General features: G+C 43.6%; 25 protein-coding genes. 13 read left to right on the top strand and 12 right to left on the bottom strand.

Annotated elements, in window-relative coordinates:
* Positions 1-50: 50 nt before the first annotated feature.
* Genes QXL29_07075 through QXL29_07065 form a run of 3 tightly spaced genes read left to right on the top strand, consistent with a single transcriptional unit; the run spans position 51 to position 1,987 of the window.
* Positions 51-1,049 carry a lysylphosphatidylglycerol synthase transmembrane domain-containing protein gene (locus QXL29_07075; protein ID MEM2284354.1) on the top strand — a complete coding sequence of 333 codons (999 nt, stop codon included), beginning with the start codon at positions 51-53 and terminating at the stop codon, positions 1,047-1,049.
* Positions 1,030-1,473: a metal-sulfur cluster assembly factor gene (locus QXL29_07070; GenBank protein MEM2284353.1), complete on the top strand. Its 444-nt coding sequence runs from the start codon at positions 1,030-1,032 to the stop codon at positions 1,471-1,473. Before QXL29_07075 ends, QXL29_07070 begins: the two co-directional genes overlap by 20 nt.
* Before the next feature lie 4 nt (positions 1,474-1,477).
* The gene (locus QXL29_07065) at positions 1,478-1,987 is read left to right on the top strand and encodes a molybdenum cofactor biosynthesis protein B (protein ID MEM2284352.1); all 510 of its coding nucleotides are present in this window, start codon (positions 1,478-1,480) and stop codon (positions 1,985-1,987) included.
* 8 nt (positions 1,988-1,995) lie between these two features.
* Here QXL29_07065 and QXL29_07060 read toward each other — a convergent pair whose 3' ends face one another.
* Positions 1,996-2,634 carry a hypothetical protein gene (locus QXL29_07060; protein MEM2284351.1) on the bottom strand — a complete coding sequence of 213 codons (639 nt, stop codon included), beginning with the start codon at positions 2,632-2,634 and terminating at the stop codon, positions 1,996-1,998.
* 84 nt (positions 2,635-2,718) lie between these two features.
* Here QXL29_07060 and QXL29_07055 point away from each other — a divergent pair, with 84 nt between their 5' ends.
* On the top strand, positions 2,719-4,227 hold the full coding sequence (locus tag QXL29_07055) for a phenylalanine--tRNA ligase subunit alpha (GenBank protein ID MEM2284350.1): 1,509 nt from the start codon (positions 2,719-2,721) through the stop codon (positions 4,225-4,227).
* Positions 4,220-5,863, top strand: a complete 1,644-nt coding sequence (pheT, locus tag QXL29_07050; protein ID MEM2284349.1) for a phenylalanine--tRNA ligase subunit beta — start codon at positions 4,220-4,222, stop codon at positions 5,861-5,863. Before QXL29_07055 ends, pheT begins: the two co-directional genes overlap by 8 nt.
* On the opposite strand, the gene QXL29_07045 is transcribed toward pheT, so the two are convergent.
* Positions 5,858-7,960 (bottom strand): DEAD/DEAH box helicase, encoded by a 2,103-nt coding sequence (locus QXL29_07045; protein MEM2284348.1) that lies wholly within the window; start codon positions 7,958-7,960, stop codon positions 5,858-5,860. The genes pheT and QXL29_07045 overlap by 6 nt on opposite strands.
* A 102-nt stretch (positions 7,961-8,062) precedes the next feature.
* Between QXL29_07045 and QXL29_07040 the strand changes: the two genes are divergently transcribed.
* Positions 8,063-9,382, top strand: coding sequence for a TIGR04013 family B12-binding domain/radical SAM domain-containing protein (locus QXL29_07040; GenBank protein ID MEM2284347.1), 1,320 nt, complete (start codon positions 8,063-8,065; stop codon positions 9,380-9,382).
* Here QXL29_07040 and QXL29_07035 read toward each other — a convergent pair.
* A complete protein-coding gene (locus tag QXL29_07035) occupies positions 9,306-10,019 on the bottom strand; it encodes a PHP domain-containing protein (protein MEM2284346.1) in 714 nt (237 codons plus the stop codon). The genes QXL29_07040 and QXL29_07035 overlap by 77 nt on opposite strands.
* 24 nt (positions 10,020-10,043) lie before the next feature.
* Positions 10,044-11,462, bottom strand: a complete 1,419-nt coding sequence (locus QXL29_07030) for a CoA-binding protein (protein MEM2284345.1) — start codon at positions 11,460-11,462, stop codon at positions 10,044-10,046.
* A gap of 83 nt (positions 11,463-11,545) precedes the next feature.
* Between QXL29_07030 and QXL29_07025 the strand changes: the two genes are divergently transcribed.
* Genes QXL29_07025 through QXL29_07010 form a run of 4 tightly spaced genes read left to right on the top strand, consistent with a single transcriptional unit; the run spans position 11,546 to position 14,890 of the window.
* Positions 11,546-12,967: an FAD-dependent oxidoreductase gene (locus QXL29_07025; protein MEM2284344.1), complete on the top strand. Its 1,422-nt coding sequence runs from the start codon at positions 11,546-11,548 to the stop codon at positions 12,965-12,967.
* Between the two features lie 4 nt (positions 12,968-12,971).
* Positions 12,972-13,466: a 4Fe-4S binding protein gene (locus QXL29_07020; protein MEM2284343.1), complete on the top strand. Its 495-nt coding sequence runs from the start codon at positions 12,972-12,974 to the stop codon at positions 13,464-13,466.
* Positions 13,466-13,741, top strand: a complete 276-nt coding sequence (locus tag QXL29_07015; GenBank protein ID MEM2284342.1) for a (2Fe-2S)-binding protein — start codon at positions 13,466-13,468, stop codon at positions 13,739-13,741. Before QXL29_07020 ends, QXL29_07015 begins: the two co-directional genes overlap by 1 nt.
* 9 nt (positions 13,742-13,750) lie before the next feature.
* A complete protein-coding gene (locus QXL29_07010) occupies positions 13,751-14,890 on the top strand; it encodes an FAD-binding oxidoreductase (GenBank protein ID MEM2284341.1) in 1,140 nt (379 codons plus the stop codon).
* 34 nt (positions 14,891-14,924) lie between these two features.
* On the opposite strand, the gene QXL29_07005 is transcribed toward QXL29_07010, so the two are convergent.
* The gene (locus QXL29_07005; protein ID MEM2284340.1) at positions 14,925-16,193 is read right to left on the bottom strand and encodes a molybdopterin molybdotransferase MoeA; all 1,269 of its coding nucleotides are present in this window, start codon (positions 16,191-16,193) and stop codon (positions 14,925-14,927) included.
* Between the two features lie 26 nt (positions 16,194-16,219).
* Positions 16,220-17,032, bottom strand: a complete 813-nt coding sequence (gene surE / locus QXL29_07000) for a 5'/3'-nucleotidase SurE (protein MEM2284339.1) — start codon at positions 17,030-17,032, stop codon at positions 16,220-16,222.
* A 36-nt stretch (positions 17,033-17,068) separates the two neighbouring features.
* Between surE and glmS the strand changes: the two genes are divergently transcribed.
* Positions 17,069-18,946 carry a glutamine--fructose-6-phosphate transaminase (isomerizing) gene (gene glmS, locus QXL29_06995; GenBank protein ID MEM2284338.1) on the top strand — a complete coding sequence of 626 codons (1,878 nt, stop codon included), beginning with the start codon at positions 17,069-17,071 and terminating at the stop codon, positions 18,944-18,946.
* 28 nt (positions 18,947-18,974) lie between these two features.
* On the opposite strand, the gene QXL29_06990 is transcribed toward glmS, so the two are convergent.
* The 3 genes from QXL29_06990 to QXL29_06980 form a co-directional block, all read right to left on the bottom strand.
* The gene (locus QXL29_06990) at positions 18,975-19,601 is read right to left on the bottom strand and encodes an endonuclease III (GenBank protein MEM2284337.1); all 627 of its coding nucleotides are present in this window, start codon (positions 19,599-19,601) and stop codon (positions 18,975-18,977) included.
* A gap of 57 nt (positions 19,602-19,658) precedes the next feature.
* Positions 19,659-20,534 (bottom strand): hypothetical protein, encoded by an 876-nt coding sequence (locus QXL29_06985; protein MEM2284336.1) that lies wholly within the window; start codon positions 20,532-20,534, stop codon positions 19,659-19,661.
* Between the two features lie 411 nt (positions 20,535-20,945).
* Positions 20,946-22,100, bottom strand: coding sequence for a radical SAM protein (locus QXL29_06980; GenBank protein MEM2284335.1), 1,155 nt, complete (start codon positions 22,098-22,100; stop codon positions 20,946-20,948).
* Between the two features lie 118 nt (positions 22,101-22,218).
* On the opposite strand from QXL29_06980, the gene QXL29_06975 reads away from it, so the two are divergent.
* On the top strand, positions 22,219-22,479 hold the full coding sequence (locus QXL29_06975; protein ID MEM2284334.1) for a hypothetical protein: 261 nt from the start codon (positions 22,219-22,221) through the stop codon (positions 22,477-22,479).
* 286 nt (positions 22,480-22,765) lie between these two features.
* On the opposite strand, the gene QXL29_06970 is transcribed toward QXL29_06975, so the two are convergent.
* From QXL29_06970 to QXL29_06960, 3 genes are all read right to left on the bottom strand, one after another.
* Positions 22,766-23,494 (bottom strand): DUF2192 domain-containing protein, encoded by a 729-nt coding sequence (locus QXL29_06970; protein ID MEM2284333.1) that lies wholly within the window; start codon positions 23,492-23,494, stop codon positions 22,766-22,768.
* 86 nt (positions 23,495-23,580) lie between these two features.
* Entirely contained in the window at positions 23,581-24,510 is a 930-nt protein-coding gene (locus QXL29_06965) for a hypothetical protein (GenBank protein ID MEM2284332.1), read from the bottom strand.
* Positions 24,511-24,606: 96 nt separating this feature from the next.
* Positions 24,607-24,879 carry a hypothetical protein gene (locus QXL29_06960; protein MEM2284331.1) on the bottom strand — a complete coding sequence of 91 codons (273 nt, stop codon included), beginning with the start codon at positions 24,877-24,879 and terminating at the stop codon, positions 24,607-24,609.
* Between the two features lie 166 nt (positions 24,880-25,045).
* Between QXL29_06960 and QXL29_06955 the strand changes: the two genes are divergently transcribed.
* Positions 25,046-25,770: glycosyltransferase family 2 protein (locus QXL29_06955; protein ID MEM2284330.1), on the top strand; the 725-nt coding region annotated here is incomplete at its 3' end.

The following is a 25,770-nucleotide window of genomic DNA, read 5'->3' as shown; positions in this document are numbered from 1 at the left end:
CTTATATTTTCTGCTTCTTAAAGACATTACATAGTAAGGGCTGTTAAGAGATGAGGGTGAATAAAGCGTTAATGATAACTTTATTGCTCGCTGCCGCGTCTTACGTCTTGCTGTTTGCTTTCATGTATACTAACGACATCGGTGAAGTCGTGACGCTCCTCACGAGGAGTGAGAGCTTCGGTTATGTTTCTTTAGCGTTACTTACTAGGATTTCCTCAGTCACTCTCCACGCGTTAACTTTCTTTGTATTATTGAGGGCGGTAGAGAGAGTTAAGCTGTCTGACGTCATTAAGGTGACTTACGTGTCGGTGTTCGCGGAATTGGTTGTTCCTGTGGGAGGTGTTACTGAAGTAGTTAAATTCGCTCTGCTAACTAAGAACTCGTCTGTGAGTGTCAGCAAGACGTTACTAGGCATAACTTCACACAGACTCGTGACTACCTTGACTATGTTAGCTTTCTTATCATTGTCTATAGTGGGTTTACACGTGCCTATCTCACGTGCACTAGTCTTGATACTACCAGCTACTGCCCTAATCTTAATTAACTTGTCTTTATTTTTGGTGCCTAGGAGCAAGTCTCTCGAGTCCTTAGTAAATAAGTTTTATAGAAGGATAGGTAAGAACCCTAATATAAAGATTCATGAGGAGTACCTCAGCGACTTCTCTAGTTTAGTTAAGCGTTACAATTTTGTTTTGGGGGCTACCATACTTTCGATGCTGGAGAGGGTAGCTAATGCTGCTCACGGCTACGCGCTTGCTCTCCTAGTAGGTCTCAAGCCAAGTTTCTGGCAACTCGTGATAGGATTTGATTCTATCTACATGATAATATGGCTCCTCCCAATAGTCACGCCAGGAAATATAGGTGTCTACGAGCTAACACAGACGGGTGTGTTAAGCTTAGTTGGGATTAGCAGAGGTATTGCAGCGTTACTCAGCGTCCTGACTAGAGTGTTTATCGTGTTGGGTGAGTACCCTCTATTCTTGGCGGCAGCAGTGAGCTTCGGGATAAGCATTAAGAGCATAACAGAGCTTGTTAAAGAGTGGAAGTAAGAGTTCTCAAGCCCTTAATAAAGACAAAACGATAATATCAGGGAGGTTTGAGAGGGTGACAGAAGATCTTAAAAGTAAGGTCATAGAGGCGTTAAAGACTGTGGAAGACCCTGAGTTAGGCATTGATGTGTGGAATCTAGGGCTTATCTACGACGTCTCAGTCAGTGAGGGTGGTGACGTCTCAATAAAGATGACGTTCACCGCTCCGGGATGTCCTGCCAGCACCTACATACTTTTCGATATATACAAGAAGTTGTCAGTTATTGAGGGTATTGGAGATGTTCGTGTTGACGTAGTCCTCGACCCTAGGTGGACCCCCCTAAAGATGACTCAGGAAGGTAGAAAGAAGTTTGAGCTGAAGTACGGGTACGACATCGTTGAGAAATACCTAGATTTAGTGAAGAGCGGTAAGATCAGGGGTTAACACAGTGCCCGTCAAGGAACACCGCAAGGAAGCAACGAATATAGAAGTTAACCTCGGACTAATCATAACTAGCGACTCAATCCTGAAAGGTCTTAAGGAAGACGAGATCACGCCGCTCGTGGATAGAGTGTGTGGCGAGTATGGTGTGACGTTAAAGAATCGGGTTTTGGTCTCTAATAGTGAAGATGAAATCAAGAAAGCATTTAATCATGTGATAAACACGTGTAATGTCGTCATAGTCACTGGGGGGACTGGATTAAGCCCTAGAGACGTGACGGTAGAAGCTCTTAAGAGTTACTGTAGCAAAGACGTGCCTGGATTTGGAGAACTCTTTAGGTACTTAACTTTCCTAAAGCACGGGTCTGCCGCTATAGCTTCAAGAAGTTTCGCCTGCGTTTCAGGAAATGTTCTAGTATTCGCGTTGCCTGGGTCGCCAGATGCCGTCGAGTTAGCTTTAAGAGAGCTCATAATGCCTGAAGTACGTCACCTACTCTACGAGCTCAAGAAGACGTGACTTGAGTTCTAGAGATTCTTCAGGACCTCTGTCATTTTTTTACTCGTGAAAAGTCTTGAATATATCTTAGAAATCTCTTCCTTGTCTTTTTCTATTACTGAGACTTGAGCAGACTTCTGGTCTACTCTCATTAAGAGGTACCCAGGCGTCCAGTAAGAAGGCTTCACCCGCTTATCTAGACATAAATTCTTGAGGATCTCCCTGACTATCGCAATATTGCTTTTCAGGAGCATCTCGTGCACGTCAATCTTGGGAGGCCTGAAAAATTCTAGAGTCCACCATCTTCTTTTTGTCTTTTGTTCCGTAACCTCGCTTGACATCAAGTCACTAAAGTATTTCCTGGCTTTCTCCACGTCACTCAAGACTTCTTCAGTTGCTTCAACGTCTTTAAATAATTCGTACTCACTACATCTGGCGTGAGTGAGTTTCACCGCCTCAACACTCGGGTACGTCAAGACTCTCGTGTTCTTGTTCAGCTTCCTTATAGTGAGGAACCTGATTAAAGGATTCTCAAGAACTTCACTCAAGTAACATTCAAGAACTAGCCTGTCAATGCGGGAACCACACTCACGAAACTCAGCTATAGCTACGGGAAACCAAATAAGTAGTCCTCCGCTTTTCTTAGGATATGCTTCAATGAAAGACACTACATCCACCCCTAAACATATGGGGGCGCCTAACTTAATAATTTTTTATTATTCTCCTTAAATACTCATGTAGCGGTGTAGAGAGTGCTTAAGAGTTTGGTGTTGCCTCCGAGGCAGTTCAAGATCGTTAAGTATTTAAGTGAAGTAAGTGTAGGAGTCGATATCAACGAAATGAGTAGTTCTCTAGGAGTTAAGGAGTCAGATTTAATGAGAGACTTAATAGAATTAGAGAGCAAGCAGTTAATAAAGCTGGAAAAAACTGTGAAGTACTCAGTTAGATTAAGTGAGTTAGGACTTAAGTATCTTGAGTCGGGGTTACCTGAAGAGAAGGTGTTGAAGTATTTGATGTCTAGTAATAAGAGGGTGTCTTTAGAAGAGTTAGCTTCAATAGGTTTAGATGGAGACGAGATAAGAGCGTCGTTAGGTCGCTTAAGGAAGTACGGGTTAATCAAGCTGGAGAGCGGTTCAGTAATCCTAGCTGAAGGAGAGTTAGGTAGTTTCTTAAGTGAGGTAAGCAGTGTTAAGGAGTTGCTGAAAAATCATGTGAGGCCCGTACTATATGATGAGGTGCCTGAGTGGGTAGCAAGCCTGAAACGCAGGAGGCTCGTTGAAGTAGATGATGTAAAGATTATTAAAATCTACCCGACGCAGGACCTACTCAACCTAGTGAGTGAAGGGAGAGTAGTTGAGGGAATTTTAATAACTAACTTAACTTCTGAAGACCTCGCTACTGGGGCGTGGAGAAAGGCTATATTTAAAGAATTCGATGTTGGGGTTGAGGTTCCGGCACGCACGCCCAGGTTAAGACACCCCTATACTCTCTTCATGAAGTATATTAAGGAAATACTGGTTGAGATGGGTTTCGAGGAAGTTAGGGGTCCTTACGTAGAGAGTTGTTTATGGAATTTTGACGCGTTATTCGTCCCTCAATACCATCCCTCAAGGAAAGAAACAGATGTATACTACGTGGAGAACGCGCGTGTTGAGGTTAAGGATATCGACGTGCTTCAGAGAACTAAGAAAGTACACGTGGGAGTCTGGAAGTATAATTGGAGAGAAGACATAGCTCGAATGACGGTCCTCAGAACACATACGACCCCAGTATCTCTGAGGACTATACACGAACGCGGTGCCGGCGAGTATAGGGTCTTTTCGTTTGATAGAGTGTTCAGGCCTGACACTCCAGACCCCACACACTTGATGGAGTTCCACCAGCTTGAAGGCATTATAGTAGGCAAGAAAGTAACTTTCAGTGAGTTGCTGGGGTTCTTTAAAGAACTTGCTAGACGCTTGGGTATGGAGGAAGTCAGGTTTAGGCCTGCTTACTTCCCGTTTACAGAGCCGAGTGTTGAGGGCTTCGTGAAACATCCTAAGTTAGGGTGGATTGAGGTATTTCCGGGAGGCATGTTCAGACCTGAAGTACTAGCTAGTGTGGCTTTACCCCCAGACTACAAGGTAGCTGCTTGGGGGATAGGGATAGACAGGCTCGCTATGATAGTTTTAGGGTTTGACGACATAAGAAACCTTTACTCGTGTGACTTAGACGTCATAGAATCAACGAAGATACCTGAGGTGATTTTAAGGCATGCCTAAAGTTGAAGTAAAGTTATGGGATGTTGAAAGGATCGCTGAAACCCCACTATCTCTAGAAGAGCTCGGAAAGATCCTAGAGATGCTGAAGGGCGATTTAGAAGAAGTGAGGGGCGATACTATAGTTTATGAGGCTAGTCACGACAGACCAGACATGTTTTCTGCCGAGGGTCTCGGCAGAGCTGTAGGAGTCTACAAAGGCTCTAGGAAGCCAGTCAAGTACGTAATCGAGGACTCGACGACCTACTTAGACGTTAGTAAAGCTCCTGAGTACAGACCGTACGCGTACTTAGCTATAGTAGAGAATTTAGAGCTAGATGAAGAGGCGGTCAGGCAGATATTTCAGTTGCAGGAGAAGCTCCACGCCACATACTGTGGTGACAGAGAGCTCGTGTCAGTAGGTCTCTACGACTTAGATAAGGTGAAGCCACCTATAAGATACGTTGAAGTAGAGAACGCTAGCTACAGACCCTTAGGCTATGACAGCATAATGAGCTTAGACGAGATACTGCGTAAGACTGAAAAAGGACTTAAATATGCTCACCTAGTACGTCATCGACGCTACCCCCTCCTAGTAGATTCTGAGGGTCAGGTACTTTCCTTTCCGCCAATACTTAACGCAGAAGACAATAAAGTCACTGAAGAAACGCGTAGAGTAGTTATAGACGTGACAGGAACGGAACCACACTTAATGATGAAGGTTTTGAACATCGTGACAACTTCTGTTAGTGAGAGGTCTAGAAATCCAGTCATTAAGAAAGTGAGTATTAAGGGTGCTTCACTCTTTCCTTACAGCCCGGTATTAGAAGAAAGCTTGGTGGAAGTTAAGAGAGACTACGTTACCTCATTACTAGGTATTGACCCTATCCAAGTCAAGGGACCACACCTACTAGAGTCTATGGGTTATGAGATCCAGAACTTAAGTAGTGAGAGTATAGTAGTTAGGGTTCCTCCCTACAGGATAGACGTGCTCTCATACGTTGACGTCATAGAAGACTTAGCAATATCTTATGGGTATAACGAGTTTAGTAGTGTGATTACCCCTCCACCACACTTCGGCGGAGTAAACTCGTTAGAGAGGTTCGCAGAGTATTTAAGAGAGGTTATGTTGGGTTTAGGTCTTCAGGAAGTACTGAATTTCATGTTGACAGACCCTGACATACTCAGCTTAGTTAGCGATGAAGACTTTGTGAGAGTGAAGAATCCTAAGATGAAGACATACTCAGCTGTAAGGAACTCTCTAATACCCGCTATACTCACGTCAGTGAAAACGAACAGCTCTAAAAGAAGAAAGCTAGAGATATTCGAGGTAGGTGATGTAGTCAGGCTTAGTGAAGGTGGGCAACCAACGTATACGAAAAAACTCGCTTATGGGTTAGCTGGTGACGGCTACACACTAACTGATGGGCTGGTAGTGCTTAAGTCGTTGATGAAGACACTCGGGATTAACTACGAGTTGAGAAGAACTTCAAGAAAGGCATTAATAAGTGGTAGGACCGCTGAGGTTTTTGTTAAGGGTGAGTCAGTAGGGATTGTCGGCGAGGTAAGTCCTGAGATATTGATTAGCTTAAACATACTCGTTCCTATCACCGTAGCTGAAGTAGATTTAGTGAAGTTGTTTTCTGCGCTGCCTTCATGAGCTGACAAGCTTCTTAGCATCCTCAATTACTTCACGAGCTACTTTAGGTCCGAAGCTCCTAAGATTAGCTAGCTCAGCCGGGTCAGCGGAAGCAAGCTCTTCAACAGTCTTAATTCCGTGGTCGTAAAGAATTCGAGCTCTTACTCTCCCAATCCCCCTAACACGAACTAAATCAAGTAATTCTTCTTTAATACCGTAACTAACTCTAACACTTAGCGTGTCAAGTCTCTTAGCATGTTCCTTCAAGCCAATTACGTCACATATTTTTGACGCAGCATAAGTTAGCCACTCGCCAGTCTCTATTAATATCCTTAAATCCCCTGACCCGATACCGTGCTTACTTAAAATCTCGTCTTCAGGAACTTCTTCTATCCACTCATTAAGTATTTTACCTATCTTGTAGGCTCGCAACCAGTCATAATACCCTACTTCTTCTAAGTCTTCAGGGGGTTCTGGGATTAAACTCATAGCAAGTAGTGAGCGCGCTTCTGCAGAATATACTCGGTAATTCGTTATCCTGACTCTGCCGAAATCCGGGGTTAGGGCTATCAGCGTCAGGTAATAGAGAGGCTTAGCTGTTATGATCTTCTTAAGGTTGTTGAGTATGATGACTGCTGAGAGCGGGTCTATATACATTCTTGAAACAGTAGCTCCTAGCTTAGTAGCTCTCAGCAGGGAGCCACTCTCTTCGATCATGCCTTCCTCACTCAATATCTTCAGCCCGTAATTAACAGCATTGATGCTGGCTCTCCTGCCCATCATGAAGCCCGCCAGAGTTTTCTCGAAAATACTTATGAGATCTTCGGGTGTTCTAGCATCTCCCGAAGCTATTAGAGCTAAAGTGCTGATTCTTACTGCTCTATCCTGCAGTAAAGCAGACTTGACAGGTTCTGGCTTGCCTAAAACGTAGCCCCACCCCTCTTCTTCCGAGGATACGTCAGCTACTATTGCCTCCCCATAAGGGTCATATTGAGGTCTGCCCGCCCTCCCGGCCATCTGCTTGAATTCAGCCACCGTGATTGGTTTGAGGAAGCCCTCAAATCTCCTAGTATAGACTACTACTCTCCTAGCAGGCAGGTTTATACCTGCTGCTAGGGTGGGAGTAGCTACGACTGCTCTGAGGATCCTGTTCCTAAACCCTTTCTCTATTATTTTCCTTGACGCTAGAGAGAGTCCTGCGTGATGGTATGCAATTCCTCGCAGAACCACCTTAGATAACGACTCGATTTCTGATTTCGGGGCTTCAGAAGACTCTAGCTCTCTCACTAAGTCTTTAGTTTCAGGTACTTCCTCTAGGTTTAGAGACGCTAGCTTAGAAGAGAGTTCCTCGGCTTTCTTCCTTGCCTGCACAAAAATAAGTAGTTGGTAATTTTCGTTTATAGCTCTCGTATAACAGTGTTGTGGGAGAGTCTGCTTCTTCTGGACTTCCTCTAAACGTCCATCAGAAAAAACTATGAGGTTTCTTCTAGACAGGTAGAAGCCTTCAATTAGTTTTACCGGGCGCCAATCACTAACGACTAGTTCTGAGTCTAGCCACTCACTAAGTATTTGCGGCTCACCAACAGTTGCCGAAAGCCCCACTATCTGTAAGTTATTAAGGAGTGACCTAACAGCCAACAACTCAACAATAGGTCCTCTATCTTCGTCGCCTACCATATGAAGCTCGTCTATTACTATGGTCTTCACTTCATTGAGCCAGGAAGGCTTAAGCCTAAACACTGAGTCCATTCTCTCGTAAGTAGCTACGATCCAGTCATACCTCTTAAGTTCCTCACCCGGGTTATCGTAATCACCTGTAGTTATGCCTACCCTCACACCAAGGCTACTCCAAAACTTAAACTCTTCGTATTTTTCTTCGGCCAAAGCCTTCAGAGGCGATACGTAGATCCCTTTACCTCCGCTAAGCCACGTATTAATGAGTGCTAACTCGCCGACAAGCGTCTTACCACTTGCTGTGGGAGCTACAACAACTAGAGAGCGCCCTTCAAACAAGCCTTTCTTAATAGCTTCTGCTTGAGGCGGCGTAAGTATGGTTATTCCTCTTCTTCTTAAAGCTTCTACTACTTCGTTAGGTAGCTTCAGCTCGTCAACGCGCAATTAACTCAACCTTACTCTAATACTTAAAAGACCTAAATAACTAAAAATGATACTGGAGGAAGCTGTACCCATTATAACGATGTAATGTGATGGGCTCTTGAGATGAAGAAGAACGCTATAGTTGTCGGGTATTGGAAGACTATCAAGTATAGTGTACACACGTTGCTAGGGGCAGCAGAAAAGCACGGACTACATAAAGATGTTGACTTCTATCTAGCATCGATAGATGATGTGCTGAACACCATCAACGAGTTAAGAGTTAAGTATTCAAAGATCATGTACATGCAGACACTGCTAACTACGGACCTTCCGTCGAGACATAAAAAGCTCGCCGAGATTAATAAGAAGCTACGTGAGCTAGGTATTGTAAGCATCGCTGGAGGCCCTCACGCAACCGGCGACCCTTTCGGCACAGTCATCTCACTAGGTTTCAAGTATGCTTTCTTAGGTGATGCGGAAGACTCACTCCCTCAATTAGTTGAGTTAGGGTTCAACTATAGAGACCCCTCAAGCACTACAGGAATATTCTACGTTGACTCAGGCAAGTTCGTGTTTAGAGGGAGGGGATTTACTAAGGAGCTAGACACGTACCCGCCGTTCTCGCCAAGACTTGGTTTATTCAACCCTATAGAAATAACTAGAGGGTGCCGCCACTCATGTAGTTTTTGTCAAGTCAGCTACATACACACAGCTAGAGCCAGGCATAGAAGCATAGAGAACATAGTATTCTGGTGTAAGTATTTACTGAGTAAAGGAATTAGAGACTTAAGGTTCATAACTCCTGACGCGCTCTCATATGAGGATCCAAGAACTAGTCAAGACTTCCTTGACCTCCTGACAGAGTTAAGTAAGTTAAGGAGTATAGGGGGCAAGATATACTTCGGCACCTTCCCCTCAGAAATGAGGCCTGAGAAAATAAATCGAGAATTATCTAGGTTTCTGAAGACTCACGTTGATAACAAGAGGGTTAATATAGGCGCGCAGTCAGGTTCTGACGAGCTGCTAAAAAAGATTAGGAGAGGACATACTTCAGAAGACGTGTTGAACGCTTTGGAGGCACTCAGTAGTGTTGGGTTAACTGCAGAAATAGACTACATTATCGGGTTACCTGACGAGACTTTAGAAGACCAGCAGATAACTATTGAGCATATGAGGAGAGTGGTCAGTATGGGTGGGAAGGTCCGAATACATTACTTTATACCCCTACCTGGGACTCCCTACGCGTTAAGAAATCCCTCAGTAATCCCTCTGCAAATCAGGCACGAGTTAATGAAGTTGGTTGGGAGTGGTAGGGCACGCGGAAATTGGCTGAATCAAGAAAAGACTGTGAGAGAATTGTTGAAGCTCAGAGATGAGGGGGTAATCCTCCTGACCTCAGATAGAGCTCGTAACGTTCTCTCAGACTCTTCGAGAAAGGCTTAATCCTTATTCCCCATCTTAATTTAGATATTGTTGAAGAGATAGAATAACTGGGTACTGGCTTCACGAAATTCTTGCGAATTGCTTCAAGAATGTCTTCTATACTGAGTTCGTCCACCTCAAAAATATTTCTTGATGACCCAATCCCCTCAACAGTGTGTGCGTCTGAGTTAGAGAGGAGCGGCTTACCTAAATTCCTTAAGTAAAGGAAAGAAACAAAGTTTGTTAACGGGTCTGATGAAGAATTAAATACTTCGTAAGCATCCCACAGAGAAGCATACTTAGACCTAATCCCTATGCCTAGCCTCAGAATATCGAATGGGTGAGCAGGTATTAGTAGGCAATGGTTTTTTACAGCTTCTTCCCACAACTTTAGAGGATCTTCAGAGACTTTAACAGGTGTTTGACACAAGACTAGCACGTCACCCCAGTAAGTCCTGATCTCAGCTCCCGGTATGACAATCAACTTCTTGAGGCTTCTTGTCTTAGGTATCGCTGACAGGGACCCTAAGAAAGTATTGTGATCGGTTATCGAGATGACGTTAAGACCTTTCTTGATAGAATATTTAACGATCTCTTCTGGTGATGCCTCCCCATCACTCACGTATGAGTGGATGTGCAGGTCTCCTTGAATTATCATCAATGATACCTTCTAGCACGTTCTTTAGGTAGTCTTCAGAGACTTCAGCACCTCGTAGTTCCTATACCAGGTTGTTAGGAAGTAGCAAGCCTTAGCCGCTTCTTCAGGAGACTTGAACGTGGGTATTCTAGCCCCAGACTCTATCTTCTTCAAGTTGTTTACAGTGTATTCTCCGCCTGGAGCTACAAAGACCGTCGGCTTCTTATACTCTCTCAGTAGTTTCTTTATACTCTCAAGAACTTCTAAAGGCTTAAATGCTGGTGACTGCATTATTCCTATGACTATTATTAAGTCTACGTTATCGTCTCTCATCACTGCCTCCATAGCTACCTCGTATCTTTCTGGCGGCGCGTCACCAAGTATGTCTACAGGGTTATTCAAGGATGCTGCCGGGGGTAACTTACTTCTCAAGTATCTCTTAGTCTCCTCAGATAATTCAGCAAGACGTAGACCCAGAAGTTCTACCGCATCAGTAGTCAGTACTCCAGCACCACCGCCATTTGTCACTATAGCTACTCTATCACCGTGTGGGGCAGGCAACCAACTGAGTGCCTTAGTAGCTAGTATGAATTCATCTAACTCATTAACTACTAAGGCACCGTTTTGTGTTAAGCCCGCTTCGTAGACCTTGTATGAGCCTGCTAGGGAGCCAGTATGTGACGATACAGCTCTAATGCCTCTCTCAGACTTACCTGCTTTTAATACTATGACTGGCTTCCCGGCCACGGTGGCCTTCCTCACTGCCTTAAGCAGGTTCTTGCCGTCTTCAACTCCCTCAATATACATCATTATGACTCTAGTTTCCGGGTCCTCAACCAGGTACTCTAGGAGCTCCCATTCCTTCACGTCAGCAGCGTTACCGTAACTAACGAACTTGCTCATGCCGATATTATATTCTGCTAGCCAGTCAAGTATTGCCGCACCTAACGCGCCTGACTGAGACAAGAAAGCAACACTACCTGGAGGCGGCATTTTCTGTCTATCAGGCGGGTTAAATATTGTGTTGAGTCTTGAGTGCGCGTCGTAGACACCTAAACAATTAGGTCCTATCACTCTAACTCCGTGTTCTCTAGCCACGTCAACTAGCATTTTTTCAAGCTTTTCGCCTTCCTCCCCCACTTCCTTAAAGCCAGCACTTATTACTATGGCTGCTTTGACCCCCCTACTCCCGCACTCATCAAGCACTTGAGGCACTATCTTAGCTGGTACGGCAACCACTATTAGGTCCGGAACTTCTGGGAGGTCTCTACACGATTTATAAGCCTTTAAGCCTAAGATTTCATCATACTTAGGATTTACAGGGTATATCACTCCCTTAAACTCACTAACTAAATTAACCATTATTGCTCTGCCTACAGTACCTTCAATGACAGAAGCTCCTAAAACAGCCACGCTTCTAGGCTTGAAAAAGTGTGTTAGGCTTGATACTCTCGTGTTCTCCAAGTACCTAGCACCTCACTAAATCTTCTTTTGACGAAAACTAAAATATTTTTATTTCTTAGAGATTACTTTTTGGTTGATGCGTTTTGAGGGATAGGAGGATACATACACACCCAATACTAGAGTTTAAGCGCGGCAAAGAAATAACTATATTCTTTGAGGGCAAGCCCATAAGAGCTTTTGAGGGTGAGTCTCTGGCTGCAGCGATTTACGCAGCTGGGATAGACTTATTTAGGTTATCACCTAGCTTAAAAAGGCCTAGAGCTGTCTTCTGCATGGTCGGCAAGTGTGGTTCCTGCATAGTCAGGGTCAACGGAATTCCGACACGGTCGTGTGTTACGCCAGCAGAAGAGAACATGAAGATAGAGAGGATTAGCAACCTCCCTGAAGCGAGCAAGTACGAGAAGAGGTTGGTTAATGAGGAACTTGACGTTGACGTGCTGATTGTCGGCGGAGGGCCTGCTGGAATGGCTTCAGCTGAAGTCTTGTGTGGCACGAACCTCAGCGTAGCGCTCGTAGACGACCAGATAAGACTCGGCGGTCAGCTAATAAAGCAGACTCACATATTCTTTGGTTCTAAGGAATTATTTGCTGGTAAAAGAGGTTTTGAGATAGCTGAAGAGTACGCTAATAAGCTGAGTAAATGCCCTAACATCAGAATACTGAGTAGGACTACCGTAATAGGGGTGTTTAAGGAGGGTATAGTAGCAATCAGCGATGAAGCCACGTATTTAATAAGACCTAAGTACGTCGTGATCGCGGCTGGCGCCTACGAAAACTACCTAGTGTTCGAGAATAATGACTTACCAGGAGTTATGGGGGCTGGAGGAGCACAGACCTTGATGAACGTGTGGGGAGTTAAGCCTGGCAACGAGATTTTAGTGGTGGGCTCTGGTAATGTCGGACTAATAATATCTTATCAGCTACTTCAAGCAGGTGCTGAAGTCAAGGCGGTTGTTGAGGCTTTGCCGAAGATCGGGGGCTGGTTTGTTCACGCAGCTAAGATAAGGAGGTACGGAATACCTATACTCACAAGCCACACTATACTAGGCGTTAAAGGCGCTGAGAGAGTTGAAGAGGCAATCATCGCTCGTGTTGACGAGAGCTGGAATGTCATACAAGGCACTGAGAAATCCTTTAAGGTAGACACGGTATTATTAGCTGTTGGATTAACTCCGAACACAGAATTAGTGAGGCAGTTTGGAGCAGCCATGAAATACATACCCGAACTCGGGGGTCTAGTACCTCTGAGGACTCAGTATATGGAGACTTCAGTAGAGAACGTCTTCATAGCAGGAGACTTAGCAGCAATCGAGGAAGCAACTACGGCGTTTATTGAGGGGTGGATTGCGGGCTATTCTATACTGGTCAAAGCTTACGGCGAGAAAGAAGAGTATGTTACTAAGAGAGAAAACCTCATAAGAATGCTTTACGAGTATAGGTCCGCGCCCGTCAGCGAGAAAGTTAGGAAAGGCTGGCAATCGTCTCTCATGCCTTGCGGGGTGTGATTGAATGAGTCGCTTCAAAGAAACAGGTGTAGTTGATTTAGATACGCTCACTAAGATGGGGTACGTTCCAGACGAGACTAGATTACATAAGGGTCCTGTAGCAATTTACGAGTGTGTTGAAGAGATACCGTGTAACGTGTGCGTGTTTTCCTGCCCGTTCAACGCCGTTTCCAAAAGCAAAATAACTGACTTACCCAAAATAGACTTCAGTAAATGTACTGGTTGCGGGGTGTGTGTTGGGCGGTGTCCTGGTCTGGCAATCTTCGTAGTAGATGTCTCAAGAGAAGGAGATGCTGGTTACGTCACACTACCTCACGAACTACTCCCTGCTCCCTCAAAAAGAGACGAGGTAGTGCTCCTAGACCGTGAGGGAAGAGAAGTCGGTAGAGGTGTTGTAACAAGAGTCTACAGAGATAAGATAACTAAGTCTTGGGTAGTCACAGTCTCAGCTCCTAAGGATTTAGCCATGGTCGTAAGAGCTATTAGGGTGATTAAGTGATGGTGAAACTCCTCTGCTTATGTGAAGAGATATCCTTAGAGGAAGTTCAGAAGGTAATAGAGGAGGAAGGTATTAGAGATATAGAGACACTTAAGAGGAGGCTTAGGCTGGGTATGGGTCCTTGCGGAGGTCGTTATTGTATAAACATGGTACTACGTATGTATCCTCAGCTCTTTGGCAATACGGCTAAAGAGAAAAGTGATACAGAATTGAGGGTTCCCCCATCAAGACCTCCCCTGAAGCCAGTGCCCCTATACGTATTTAAGGAGAGGTGAGTTAAGGAGTTGAAGTCTGTTAATGTAGCTATAGTAGGCGGTGGTTCAACAGGGCTTATGACTGCTTACTACTTAGCTAAAGAAGGCGTTAAAGATATTCATGTTTTTGAGGAAAAGTACCTAGGTTTTGGTAGTACGGGTAGGTGTGCAGGCGGTGTTAGGGCTTCGTTCGCGTCAGACGTCCACATAAAGCTAATGAAAGAATCTATACGTAGATGGTTATCCCTAAGAGAAGAGATTAGTGGTTTAGAATTCGTGCAAGACGGGTACTTATGGTTGCTAACCACGGAAGAGCTCGTAGAATTTCATAAGAAGTTGTCGGCTTATCAGAATAGCCTGGGCGTCCCGACACGCATGCTTGACAGAGACGAGATAAGAGACTTGATACCCATAGAACTAAATGACGTTCTAGCAGCACTTTATGACCCCATGGCGGGTAAAGCATCCCCACTAAAGTTCCTTTGGGCTGTGAGGAGGAAGTTAAGAGAGTTAGGTGTCACTATTCATGAGTACACTTCAGTTACTGACGTGAGAGTGTCTAGCGGTAGAGCGCGTTCTATAGTCGTTGATAGAATGAGGGAGATTCAAGTAAACGAGCATGTAGTAATAGCTGCTGGCGTGTGGAGCAAGGACTTATTAGGAAAGCTAGGTATTAAGATACCACTCAAGAAAGACCCACACCACTTGCTAGTCACTGAGAAGTATGTGCAGTTCATCAGACCTCTAGTCATACATAAAGAGACAGGCTCTTATATAGTACAGCATGAGACGGGGAGTCTCTTAGTCGGTGCAGAATTCCCTGTACCTGAAGAAGACATGAGCTTGAGGTACGGATACTTAAAGAAAGCAGTGACTATAATGTCTAGGTATTTCCCTCAAATACTAGGTACTAACCTGCTTAGAGTGTGGGTAGGTTACTACGAGGTCACGCCAGACCACCACCCCATAGTGGGAGCGGTTCCATTCATAGAAAACCTCGTTACTGCGACAGGATTTAGCGGGCATGGGTATATGATGGCCCCCATAGTAGGTGAGGAACTCAAGAATATAATCTTAGAAGGCAAGCCCAGGATACCTGAGACTAAAGAATTGAGACTAGAGAGATTCGAAGAAGGTAAGCTACTTAAAGAAAGCGCAATATTTGGTTAAAATCTACTATAAGTAGTAGCGTTCATAGCGTCTCTCACTCTAAGAACTCGGGTCTTTTCTCGTATATAGGTCCTATCAAGACTACATCTACGTAGTCGCCCTCATCATATCCTTCTATATTTTCATTAACGACTAGTATGGCGTTACCTCTTAGAAGGGTTGATATGATCCCTGACCCTGTTAGTCTCAGTGGCTCCATTGAGAGCTCACCACCCTCACGGTAAACAACTACCCTAAAGAAAGACTTAAACCCAATAACGTTAGTTACTCTCCTACGTACTTTAACTCTCGCAGTAGGTTCTGGTAGTAGCGTAGCTCCTGTGAGATGTCTGATGAGGGGCTTAACAAAAGCTTCAAGACCTACTAAAGCCGCTACAGGAAGACCTGAAAACATCAGTATAGGCTTTCCCTCAATTACGTATGCTCCAGTAGTCCTGCCAGGCCTTAAGTTAACACCGTGGAAAATCAGGTTAGCGCCGCTAATCCTAGAGAGAGCTTCAGGAACTAAGTCCTTGCCGCCGACGGAAGTTCCTCCAGTCGTTATAAGTATTTCAAAATCTCGCAAAATTCTCAAAACCGTGTTAAGTATCTCTTCCTCATCGTCAGGTACTACACCGATCAAGACAGGCTCGCAACCAAGTTCTTTTAGGTACGCGTATATTAGGGGCCCGGTAGAATTCGGTATTTTGTTACCTTCCTCAACTATTAGCTCATTACCTACGTTTATGATGCCTATTCTAGGTCTTTTAAAGACCTTAACTTCCTCAAACCCAGCCTCAATTAATGCCGCTATATGCCATGGTCTTATTATGATGCCTCTCCTAATTATTAAATCACCTGTCTTGATGTCTTCACCAGCCCTGCTAACATTCTTGTATTTCTGGACTGGCCTCAGGATATGAACAAGGTTTCCTCTCCTGACGGCTTCCTCAAAAGGAACTACAGAGTCTGAGCCTTCAGGTATTGGAGCGCCGGTGAAGACTATGGCGGCTTCTCCGGCATTGATTGAGAACTTAGGGACTTCTCCTGCTTCAATACTTCCAACAATTTTCAGTATTACTGGATTACTTGGTGAAGCACTTAACACGTCTAGCGACCTTACTGCGTAGCCGTCTAAGGCTGCTCTATCAACAGGCGGGTAATCTCTTAGGCTGTACAAGTCTTCAGCCGCAATCCTACCAGAAGACTCACTCACAGGTATCTTCTCTAACTCGAGAGCTACGTTGACTTGAGTCAGTAATTTTGATAGAGCATTTTCGTATTCTTCAAAACGTGTAAAACCTTCTAGTCTCCTTCTACTCATCGCATCATGTCCTCACAACTACTTAGCTAAAGTAGCTTTAATGTGTGGTTGAGGTGTTTTACTAAATCATTTAGGAGAGGGTCTAGCTCGCTACAGCCGCTCAGTGTAGGGTGTGTTAAGTCTACTCTTAAAGGCGTAAGAACCACGTAACCCTCACTAAGGTAGTAAGAGTCTGTGTCTTTCTCGGTGACTTTATTACCAACTAACCAGTAGTATCTCCTTCCTCTAGGGTCTACCCTGCTCTCAAATCTCTGAAAAAATCTTAATCTCTGAGTTCGAGGCATTACTACGCCCCTGAAACCAGATTTAGGAATATTCACTGATATAGTGTCTACCCCGTTAAACCAGCCTCTACTCGCGATGAAGTTTATGATAGCTTCTATTATCTTCCTGACTTTAAACGAGTATTGAGGCTCTATTAGTTCCTCATCGTTCTCTACGTCAGCTGAGAAAGCAATAGACGGAATTCCTAGCAAGCCTGCTTCTAGGGCAGCTCCTATAGTTCCTGAGTAGAGTATGTTTTGAGATGACGTGTTCTCTCCTATATTCACTCCCGAAACTACTAAAGACGGCTTATAATTGAGTATCTGTAGTGCGGCGTGAATCGCGTCTACAGGGGTCCCGTTTATTACGTAGACCTTAATGTCATGTATTAAGAGTTCTCTTAAGAAGAGAGGCTTATGCAACGTTAATGAGTGAGCACCGCCTGACTTAGGCACCTCAGGAACTACAGCTATTACCTCGCCGAAAGATGATAGCGCGTGATAAGTTAGAGGCAAAGCTTTAGTCACAAACCCGTCATCATTAACTAGCAAGACCTTCATGCAGACAACCCTCACTCAAACTATTTATTTCTTAACTGAGAAATTAAGTAAGTGTGGGGCTGTGATGACGTGGTTTGTGGCATAATAGGAGTGACTACAGACGAAATGCTCTCTCAAGAGCCTCTAGGCAAGCTGATTAAGGAAGCTTTAAAGAAGTTAGAGTATAGGGGTTATGACTCTGTAGGCTTAGCTGTTATGACTAATGAAGGCTTGCTTAAAGTTAGGAAGTCTAGGGGCATGATAGATCTTGTATCTCAAAAACTGAGTTTTGATACTATCTACGGAGTCAGCGGCGTAGGACATACTAGGTGGGCAACACACGGGAAACCTAGTGATGAGAACGCTCACCCTCATGTTGATTGCTCAGGTCGTATAGCTGTAGTACATAATGGAATCATAGAGAACTATAAGAAGCTTAAGGAGCTCTTAATTAGCGAGGGGCATAGCTTTACCTCAGATACAGACACTGAGGTAATCCCTCACCTAGTAGAGTCTTTTAAGAAGAGAGGCTACGAAACCTACGAGGCTTTCAAGAAGACTATTGAGTTGTTGGAGGGAGCTTACGCTCTGGCGATGATAGACGTAGAGGAACCCAAGAAAATATTTTTTGCTAGGAGAATGTCGCCCTTAATAGTAGGTTTGGGAAATAAAAGTAATTTTGTAGCAAGCGATGTTGTGGCGTTCATAGACTACACTAGGAGAATAATAGTGTTGAGGGATGGGGAGGTAGGTTACGTCACGCCAAGTAAGGTTGTGATAGAGAAGATGGTGAGTAGTGAAGACGTGGTTAAGTGGGTTCCTGTCAATGTAGAGTCTAGGGTTAGGACTGTCGAGTGGAGCCCCGAAATGGCTTCTAAAGAAGGCTATGACTTCTTCATGCTTAAAGAAATTCACGAACAACCTTATGCGTTGGCTTCTACGTTGAGTGGTGCAGGTGAAGCAACTAGCGAGGTAGCTAGAGTGATTGCCAAGTCAGAGAGAGTCTTACTACTTGGCGCGGGAACGTCTTACCACGCCACACTAATAGCAGCTCTCTTGCTCAGGAAGTACGCTAACTTATGGGCTGAAGCTATAGTAGCTTCAGAGAGTCGCTGGTGGCTCAACACACTAGGTAAAGGTGATGTAGTCATCGGGGTTAGTCAGTCAGGCGAGACTATAGATACCTTAAGAGGAATCAGGGAGGCTAGAGAGAAGGGTGCTTTAACGATCGCGGTAACTAACGTGGTGGAGTCTACTATAGCTAGAGAAGCTGATATGCCTATATACATAAGAGCAGGACCAGAGATAAGCGTGGCGGCAACAAAGACCTTCACATCACAGGTAGCACTTCTCTCATACTTAGCTCTCAAGACAGGCGAGTTAAGAGGGGTCTTAAAGCCTCAAATAGCTAATGACGCGTATAACGCATTACGTGAAACTCCTAATATAGTAGCTAAGATTTTGAGAGAGGAAGAGACGAAAGTATCAGTACTAGCCGATAAAATGAGTTTGAAGAGTAACGCATACTATCTTGGGAGAGGACTTGGGCTGCCCGTAGCCATGGAGGGAGCGCTTAAAATGAAGGAGATCGCATACGTGCATGCTGAGGCATACCCAGCTGGAGAGTCAAAACACGGTCCCATAGCTCTGATAGAGAAAGACTTTCCAGTGTTGTTCGTCATATTAAGTAAAGACGAGGAAGAACTAATAAAGAGTAATATTGAGGAAATGAAAGCACGAGATGCTTACACGATACTGGTTTCACCAAATAACGCGGAGGAGGCGTTATCTTTAGCTGATTTCCGGCTCGTAATGCCTGTTCAGCATGAGGTGGCTTCAGCAGTTTCATACATCATACCCTTACAATTATTAGCTTACTACACAGCCATCAAGAAAGGTCTAGACCCTGACAAACCCAGGAACCTAGCGAAAACTGTTACAGTATTTTGAGAGAAGACCGCGGCAGTAGCGCTATTCTTCAACAGAAACTAACTCCTCTCTTCTCACACAAGTCTTCTACTGGGCATTCAGCACACCGCGGTTTTCTAGCCTTACATGTAGTCCTTCCGTGAATTATTAACACGTAGTGAGTCGTCAGGAGCTTATCTGGCGGTACTTGACTCATTACCACAGACCTAATCTTCTCATACTTTTCAATCCTCTTATCTATCACTCCAAGCCTGTAGAGGATTCTCCTGATGTGCGTGTCTATAGGGAAGGTGGGCACGCCGCGCACGCTAGCCAAGAAGACATCTATGGTTTTCGGCCCTACACCACGTACGAGAGCTAGTTTTTCTTTTAACTTACTAGCGTCTAGAGAAGTTAATTCTTCTTCCCTCAAGACTAACACAAGGTTTTTAATAGCTCTAGCTTTAGACCTGTAAATGCCTGCTGGCTTTATCAGCGACTCCAAGACTCTCAAGTCAGTACTACTTATTTTTTCTGCAGTAACTCTACCACCATAATACTTAATCAGATTCTCAAGAGCTTTCCACGCGTTCTTATCTGTAGAGTTTTGTGAGAGTATTATTCCTATTAAGGATTCTAGAGGGCTTAAAGAAGCTTTCCTAGCTTTAGTTGGGATAAACGAGTCATCTTCTAACATGCTTGAATACTTAGCAATCAGCTTGTCTACTATTAGACTTAAGTTCTTCAGATGTAATCACCTGCTAGCCGACTGGTCACTTACTATAGGCTTTCTCCTAATCTTTAATACATAAATGAGGACTGCAGTTGTAGCTACCGCTACAGAAGTCGCGGGAACTACGTAAATTAAGATGTCATAGAGGCTCCAAACACGCTCCTTAATAACTATCTCGTTTAGTATTTCTGTGTTGGCTCTGTGAAGTTCTAGATTTACTGAGTCTTTAATTAAGTGTGTAGTGTTTACTGAACTCTGGTGAATCGTTTTGGTTATGTATGCTTTAAAAAGGATCCCGTACTTGCAGTCGTAATAGGCGTTGCCGCTACCTAAGCTCGTAGAAATCACTGCTTTAAAGCCGCTTATGTAAGCGCCGCCTATCGGGATGTTCGTGCAAGTACCTGAAGCCTCCCCGCTTAGTATAGGCAAAACAAACACAGAATTCATGAAATCGGTTGCAAGTCTCTTATTTATAGTAGTGTTATACTCGGGCAAGATATTCTTTGCTAGGAAGTCTGTGTAGTTGCTGAGGATCCAGTAAATAAGTCCTCCTATACCTACCCAATTAGAACTGCTGAGTGTTAAGTATATTTCTGACTCAGGGAATCTGAATCCCTGGACGAATACGTGAGTGTCGTTGACTACCTTAACTCTAATCATGTATTCCTGCTTTACACTATAACTCATTGGCATGCTACTAACGTTGACTACTTCGAGAGTTCTAGTTATATTGTAGACTAGTATTAAGTCGTTGTTGCTTATAGTTAATAACTTATCGAGAACTTGCGTCTGAGCATTTACCGCTGGAGTCGCTGACATGTAATGAATAATAATACATAAAAACATGAGGTAAGCAAGAACAGAGACAGAGCCTCTCCTGCTCAACTCAGCACCCACACCATAAAAACACTAGAGTATTAAAAACATAACTAAACCAGGTGTTGAGAGAGGTGGTTGCCTGTGCCCATTAGCTAGGCTATTTTAGTTATTTTGGTTGTGTTTATCTCTGGTTATTCCCGCCTGCAGCTCTAGGGAGCTACTGTGTTCTCAAGAGCTATCAGCTAAGAGCGGTTTACAGAGCCTCGTCCCTCGCCAACGACTCATCAGCTCACAGGCTCCAAAACACTCAAACACTATACTATGTAATTAATTCTCGGAATCCATAGAAACAACAAAAACAACCTACAGGCAGTCTAACGTTATCAAGCTCAACGATTATTCAAGACACTACATCAATGTACTCATAATTCATGACGGCTCTGAAGTGTCTATACGTAGTGACTAAGTGAGAACAAACAGGTCGGCTCGTCATACGAGGTACGAGTTTGATAATAACCACTCATTACCTATGTATACTTCTTTCAGTCCTGAGCTTCGAGCGATTCTTAGCGCTTTGAGAGCATGGTCGTAACTGGTGGTGGGTAGGTCTCTCATTAGGTGTGTTGGATGGAACGCTAGTAAGACGTAGGGCGTGTCAGGGTCTACACTAGCTATGTACGTAGCTATTCCCTCTACCTCATATAGGTCAACATATCCTGGAACTAAGAGAGTGCTTACTACTAAGAGTGGGGGCTCTCTCCTAGAACTTCTCAACTCGCTAATTAGTCGAACATTATGTTTTAGCCTCTCAACGGCTTTAACCCCGTTAACTCCTGTGAGCGCCTCGTAAATTACGGGACTCCAGGCTTTCCAATCTATCTTGACTATCCCGCCAGACTCGAGACTTAATTTAGCCATCTCACGCATGATAGCCGGGTTCTGAAGACCGTTAGTCTCCCAACATATCCTCTTGATTTGCTCTTCAGAGTTTCTGAGTATTTCTCTGGACGCCGCTATGGCATGAGGCGAGTGAGGTCCTGGATCGCCACCAAAGTAACAGACACAAGTCACTACAGGACTTAATGCTCTCTCAATAAGGTCCTTAACAGCGAAGAATCTCTTACTTTTCCCTCTAATACTTTCTGACACGAGTTCTTTGTGTTCGTAATTCTGGCAGAATAAACAATCTAGTGAGCAACCGCCGAAGAAGACTGCTAAGTTATAGTAGCCTACCTCAACACCTGGTGTTTTTGTGTATTCAGGGTACCCTCTGCTGGTGTTGGCTGGACATACAGGTGCTGCAACACAGTTTGTTGGGTGTGGGTCAAGATACCATAAACCTAGTGCTTTATCTAGACCTAGCCTGAACTTCATTAAGCCTCCTATGTTTGTCCACAAACCACAAAAACCTACATCGCCTTCCCTTAACTGACACTCGTTAACGCATATACTACACTGCCTGAAACCACCTTCTTCACTCACGACTGGAGGAAATACTGGAAGCCCCAAACTACTCCTAAACTTCACACGCCTAGATTTACTAAACTCCGGAACCTTACTTAAGCTCTTTAAACACTCTCCACAAATAGAGAGAGATGAGCTGATAGTGTTAGCTTCTCTTCCACACGCTAAGCACTTACCCATCTCTTGAACCACCAAACTCGCGTCAAGTAAAGCAAGTCTACAAAAATAATATCCTTTACTAAAGCATTAGATCAAATGCTTAAATACCTGGCATGAACTCTAATGTTGGTGTTAGCTGGTGCTGAAGGCTCAGAGGCAGTCAGTATATCACGTTAAGAAGGGTAGGGAGAGAATTGTTGTAGAGCATTATAGGACTCCTGACGGGAAGAGCTTTATAGTAGTACATAAAACACTTAAAGGTTCATATTCTGTCGGCGAGGAAGAAAAAGAGTGGAATTTGCTAGAGTTAAGTGATTTTAAGGAAGTTAAAGATACTGAAGTAGAGTATGAGACTCTGCCCCCCGAGGTTAGAAAAGCGATATCTGAAGTCTACAGGTAACTGACCTCCTCGGTGGGAGCCGGGCTCAGTCCTGCGCCCGGTTTCAAGCGCTTTACCCCCTACCCCACATAGTGCGGAGCTCGGGAATATGCTACCCACCAAAATATACATACTGAAAGATATAGAGCTTAAGAGCTTACGAACCCTACCACACCACCTCCACCATAAAGAGACGAGACTTTCAGTTGTAATTCAGTATGTTAACGCTCTAAAGAGCTTGCTCAGTCTAGAACAGACTCTGCTTTTAGTGAGGCTCTAGACTTCTGAGAAATTCTAGATTAACTTTTCAGTCGCTAGTCTTGTTGTTCTGAGGTTGAGTTTGCTCGAAAATTTTTGAGAGAAGAGTATCGCTTATCTCATACGTGACTTTAGCTACCTTCATCACGTAATCGTCTGAGGGAGTAGACTTAGGTAGTCCTATCTCTAAAGAAATTAATTGCTTCCTTATCTCTTTCTCGATCTTATTCTTTATTATTCCTTGACTTATCTCTTCAGCAAGCTTAACCGAGATAACGAATTTAGTAAACCTCCTTACAGCGTCACTAAATTCTGGGAAGGCCTGGTAAGCCTTCTTCAAGACTCTTATCACGTTCTCGAAAGACTCAAAGTCCAGGTGGTAAAGTATTAAAGCGTATCTTAAAACTCTCGTGATGTAGGACTCGTCAATATTACCCACAAGTGCTCGGATCTCTTCTCGTATAATCTCTGGAGGCGTGTCTCGAGAGAGTAGTAAGTAAGTGTCCTCATACGTTAGCTCCTTATTAAAAACCTTACTCATCAGTTCTCTAAACTCATTGTTTATTCCTAGTCCTCTAGTAGCTATTACGTAAAGGCTAATCATTTCTTTCTCGTATATATCTTCAGGTTTTGAAGCGCCTCTGAAAGGCTCTACATTAACACTCTCTAGATACTTCTTAACTAGCTGAATCGCCAGTTCTCTACTAGGATTATCGCTACTTATTAAATCACTTAATGCGTTGACATACGCCTTCACTCTCCTCCTTTTCGCATTCAACCAGACCACCTAACTGCTCTCATATCCATTGATTAGATATATTGACCTCAACTATATAATATTGTTGAGGTCACACTAACAGTACCCTAGCTAATGTGTTCCAAGAAAGAATTTGGTGCGTCGAAGTCTATGACAGCTAATCCGTCATCAAGTCTTAAGTGAATTAAACCCCTACCCACTATTAAGGTTCCTTTATGTAACTCTGTTAGTCTAGCTCTGTAAGAGATGAGGTAAGTCCTCACTCCTCGGATTAACTGGGGTCTTAAAATGCTTGCTTCGTATACGGCAGGTGTTTTATAAGAGCTACTATCTAACTTAATTACTACTTGATCTTCAAGAGTTACGTCATAAGGACCTAAAAACTCTTCCTCTGCACTGCAATCAAGAATCCTGAGAGTATATTTAACCCCCTTAAACTTCCCCTGAGTAAGCTTACGTTGTAGGAACCTCACGTGATAATTTCTTGGGACTAGCTCACCTACTGACGAGATTTCCTCTAAAGCATCACCTGGTGAGAGATGTTCCGTGATTTTAGACTTCATCAAATTTTTCAGGATCTCATAACTATTAACTGACTGCTCCACGCAAATCAGGTCTATATCTGAGTCTTGAGTGTAGTAACCACCGAGTAGGCTACCGCTTAAGCCGCACTCAATACCCTGACTAGATAGTAATTTTATTAGATTGAGTGCTACGTCATGTAGGTAGCTTAGACCTTCACATAACTCTCTAGTCATTGCTAGGGACCTTAAATAATCAGACACTGCATAGTGAGGAATTACGGGAACGATTTTTCCAAGTTCTGGAATAAACCTCATGTAATGTTTGTAGTATCTCGACATGATGACGTAAGCATCACTTAATCTCTTAATTTTCTTACCTTCAAATAATCTAAGAACCGCAACTATACCTTCGGGCGGGTGATAACAACCTTTTACAACCCATAAACTATTATCATGAAGTCTAATCATGTCGCCTTCAATAAGCTCCGGTTTCTGGCTCACGACTAAAGCCACCACCTACTAAGAAACTAGCTCATCTCTAAACTTAAGTAAGCAGAGCTTGCATCTTCTTAAATACTTCATCACTTAAAGATAGGGACCTTAGCACTGTCAGCCCTGTAAAAACTGCTTAGACTTAACTAAAACATTTACTTCCTTAGAGCTTTTTATTTTGTTGTTTAACCTGCTCTTATTTATCTTGTATATATTGAATCTGCCTCTCCTCCTCTTATAAAGTACTACATAACCTCTAATCTTGAGTTGTTTTAGTATGTGTGCTGCTACCTTACTATTCACGTTGAATTTTCTCGAGATCTTCCTGGCGTTCACAAAAGAAGAGCCGTAAGTCTTTAACCACTCAACTACATCATCCAGATGAGTCAAGAGTGTCACACCTTGTCTAAGTTTTACTTAAACAAAAGACTATAAAAGTTTTCATGCTTTAAGTCTCTCAATCCTGCTCTAATCTTACGCGTCTTACCTAAGTTATTAGGTATTAAACGTTATTAAAGTCTACCTCTTAGTATTATGTTTAGTGTAGGGAGTAACAATGAACGAGATAATCAGGCTGCTGATTTATGTCTTCCTAATAATGCCGAGTATTTTAGTAATGTTTATTCACAGCGTCATGTACTTTCTTGGCGAAGAGAATAGGAAGAAAGAAGTACGGGTGAGTAGTAGTCTCCTAAATTCTGGCGTCAGTGTGGTAGTGCCTGTGAAGAATGAGCCGGAACACCTAATACTTGAATTGATAGACAATCTAAGTAAGGGCTTAAGTACTCTGAACCGCGAGTATGAAGTCTTGATTATATGTGATGACCCTCCCGAAACAGGATTAGAACTTAAGAGAGTTTCTGAAGAATATGCCTCAAAACTAGGACTCAATAATTTCAAGTTCGTTGTGAGAACCGAAGGACCTAAAGGCAGGGCCGCCGCCCTAAATTATGGGGTTCTTAATTCTAGACATGACTTGATTCTTTTCTTAGATGCTGACTCAAGATTGCATGAAGACACCATACCTAAACTAATCTCGTGTATTGAGTTGGGGTATGATGCGTGTGTAGCTAGATGGTTAGGCTATACTTACAGAAAGACGAAGCTCGGTGTCTCCCTGACGTACAGTATGAAGTATGTGGTAGACACGCTATACAAGAGTAGGCACAACCTCGGTCTCATGGTTTTCCCTTTAGGTAGTGGAACTCTGTACAAGAAAGACGTGCTACTTAAGGTTGGTTTATGGGAGTTTAACGTAATACAAGACGACATGTATATAGG

This window comes from Zestosphaera sp. (assembly GCA_038843015.1).
Classification (GTDB): Archaea; Thermoproteota; Thermoprotei_A; order Sulfolobales; family NBVN01; genus Zestomicrobium.
The sequence above is the reverse complement of the archived record's forward strand: the minus strand, read 5'-3'. Positions and strand labels throughout refer to the sequence as shown.

What these genes read in the sequence shown, in the direction of transcription:
- QXL29_07075 (MEM2284354.1), top strand. Translation starts at nt 51, where the DNA reads ATGAGGGTGAATAAAGCGTTAATGATAACTTTATTGCTCGCTGCCGCG.
- QXL29_06980 (MEM2284335.1), bottom strand. Translation starts at nt 22,100, where the DNA reads ATGGGTAAGTGCTTAGCGTGTGGAAGAGAAGCTAACACTATCAGCTCA.
- QXL29_07040 (MEM2284347.1), top strand. Translation starts at nt 8,063, where the DNA reads ATGAAGAAGAACGCTATAGTTGTCGGGTATTGGAAGACTATCAAGTAT.
- QXL29_07005 (MEM2284340.1), bottom strand. Translation starts at nt 16,193, where the DNA reads ATGAGTAGAAGGAGACTAGAAGGTTTTACACGTTTTGAAGAATACGAA.
- QXL29_07020 (MEM2284343.1), top strand. Translation starts at nt 12,972, where the DNA reads ATGAGTCGCTTCAAAGAAACAGGTGTAGTTGATTTAGATACGCTCACT.
- QXL29_07015 (MEM2284342.1), top strand. Translation starts at nt 13,466, where the DNA reads ATGGTGAAACTCCTCTGCTTATGTGAAGAGATATCCTTAGAGGAAGTT.
- QXL29_07035 (MEM2284346.1), bottom strand. Translation starts at nt 10,019, where the DNA reads ATGATAATTCAAGGAGACCTGCACATCCACTCATACGTGAGTGATGGG.
- pheT (MEM2284349.1), top strand. Translation starts at nt 4,220, where the DNA reads ATGCCTAAAGTTGAAGTAAAGTTATGGGATGTTGAAAGGATCGCTGAA.
- QXL29_06990 (MEM2284337.1), bottom strand. Translation starts at nt 19,601, where the DNA reads ATGTTAGAAGATGACTCGTTTATCCCAACTAAAGCTAGGAAAGCTTCT.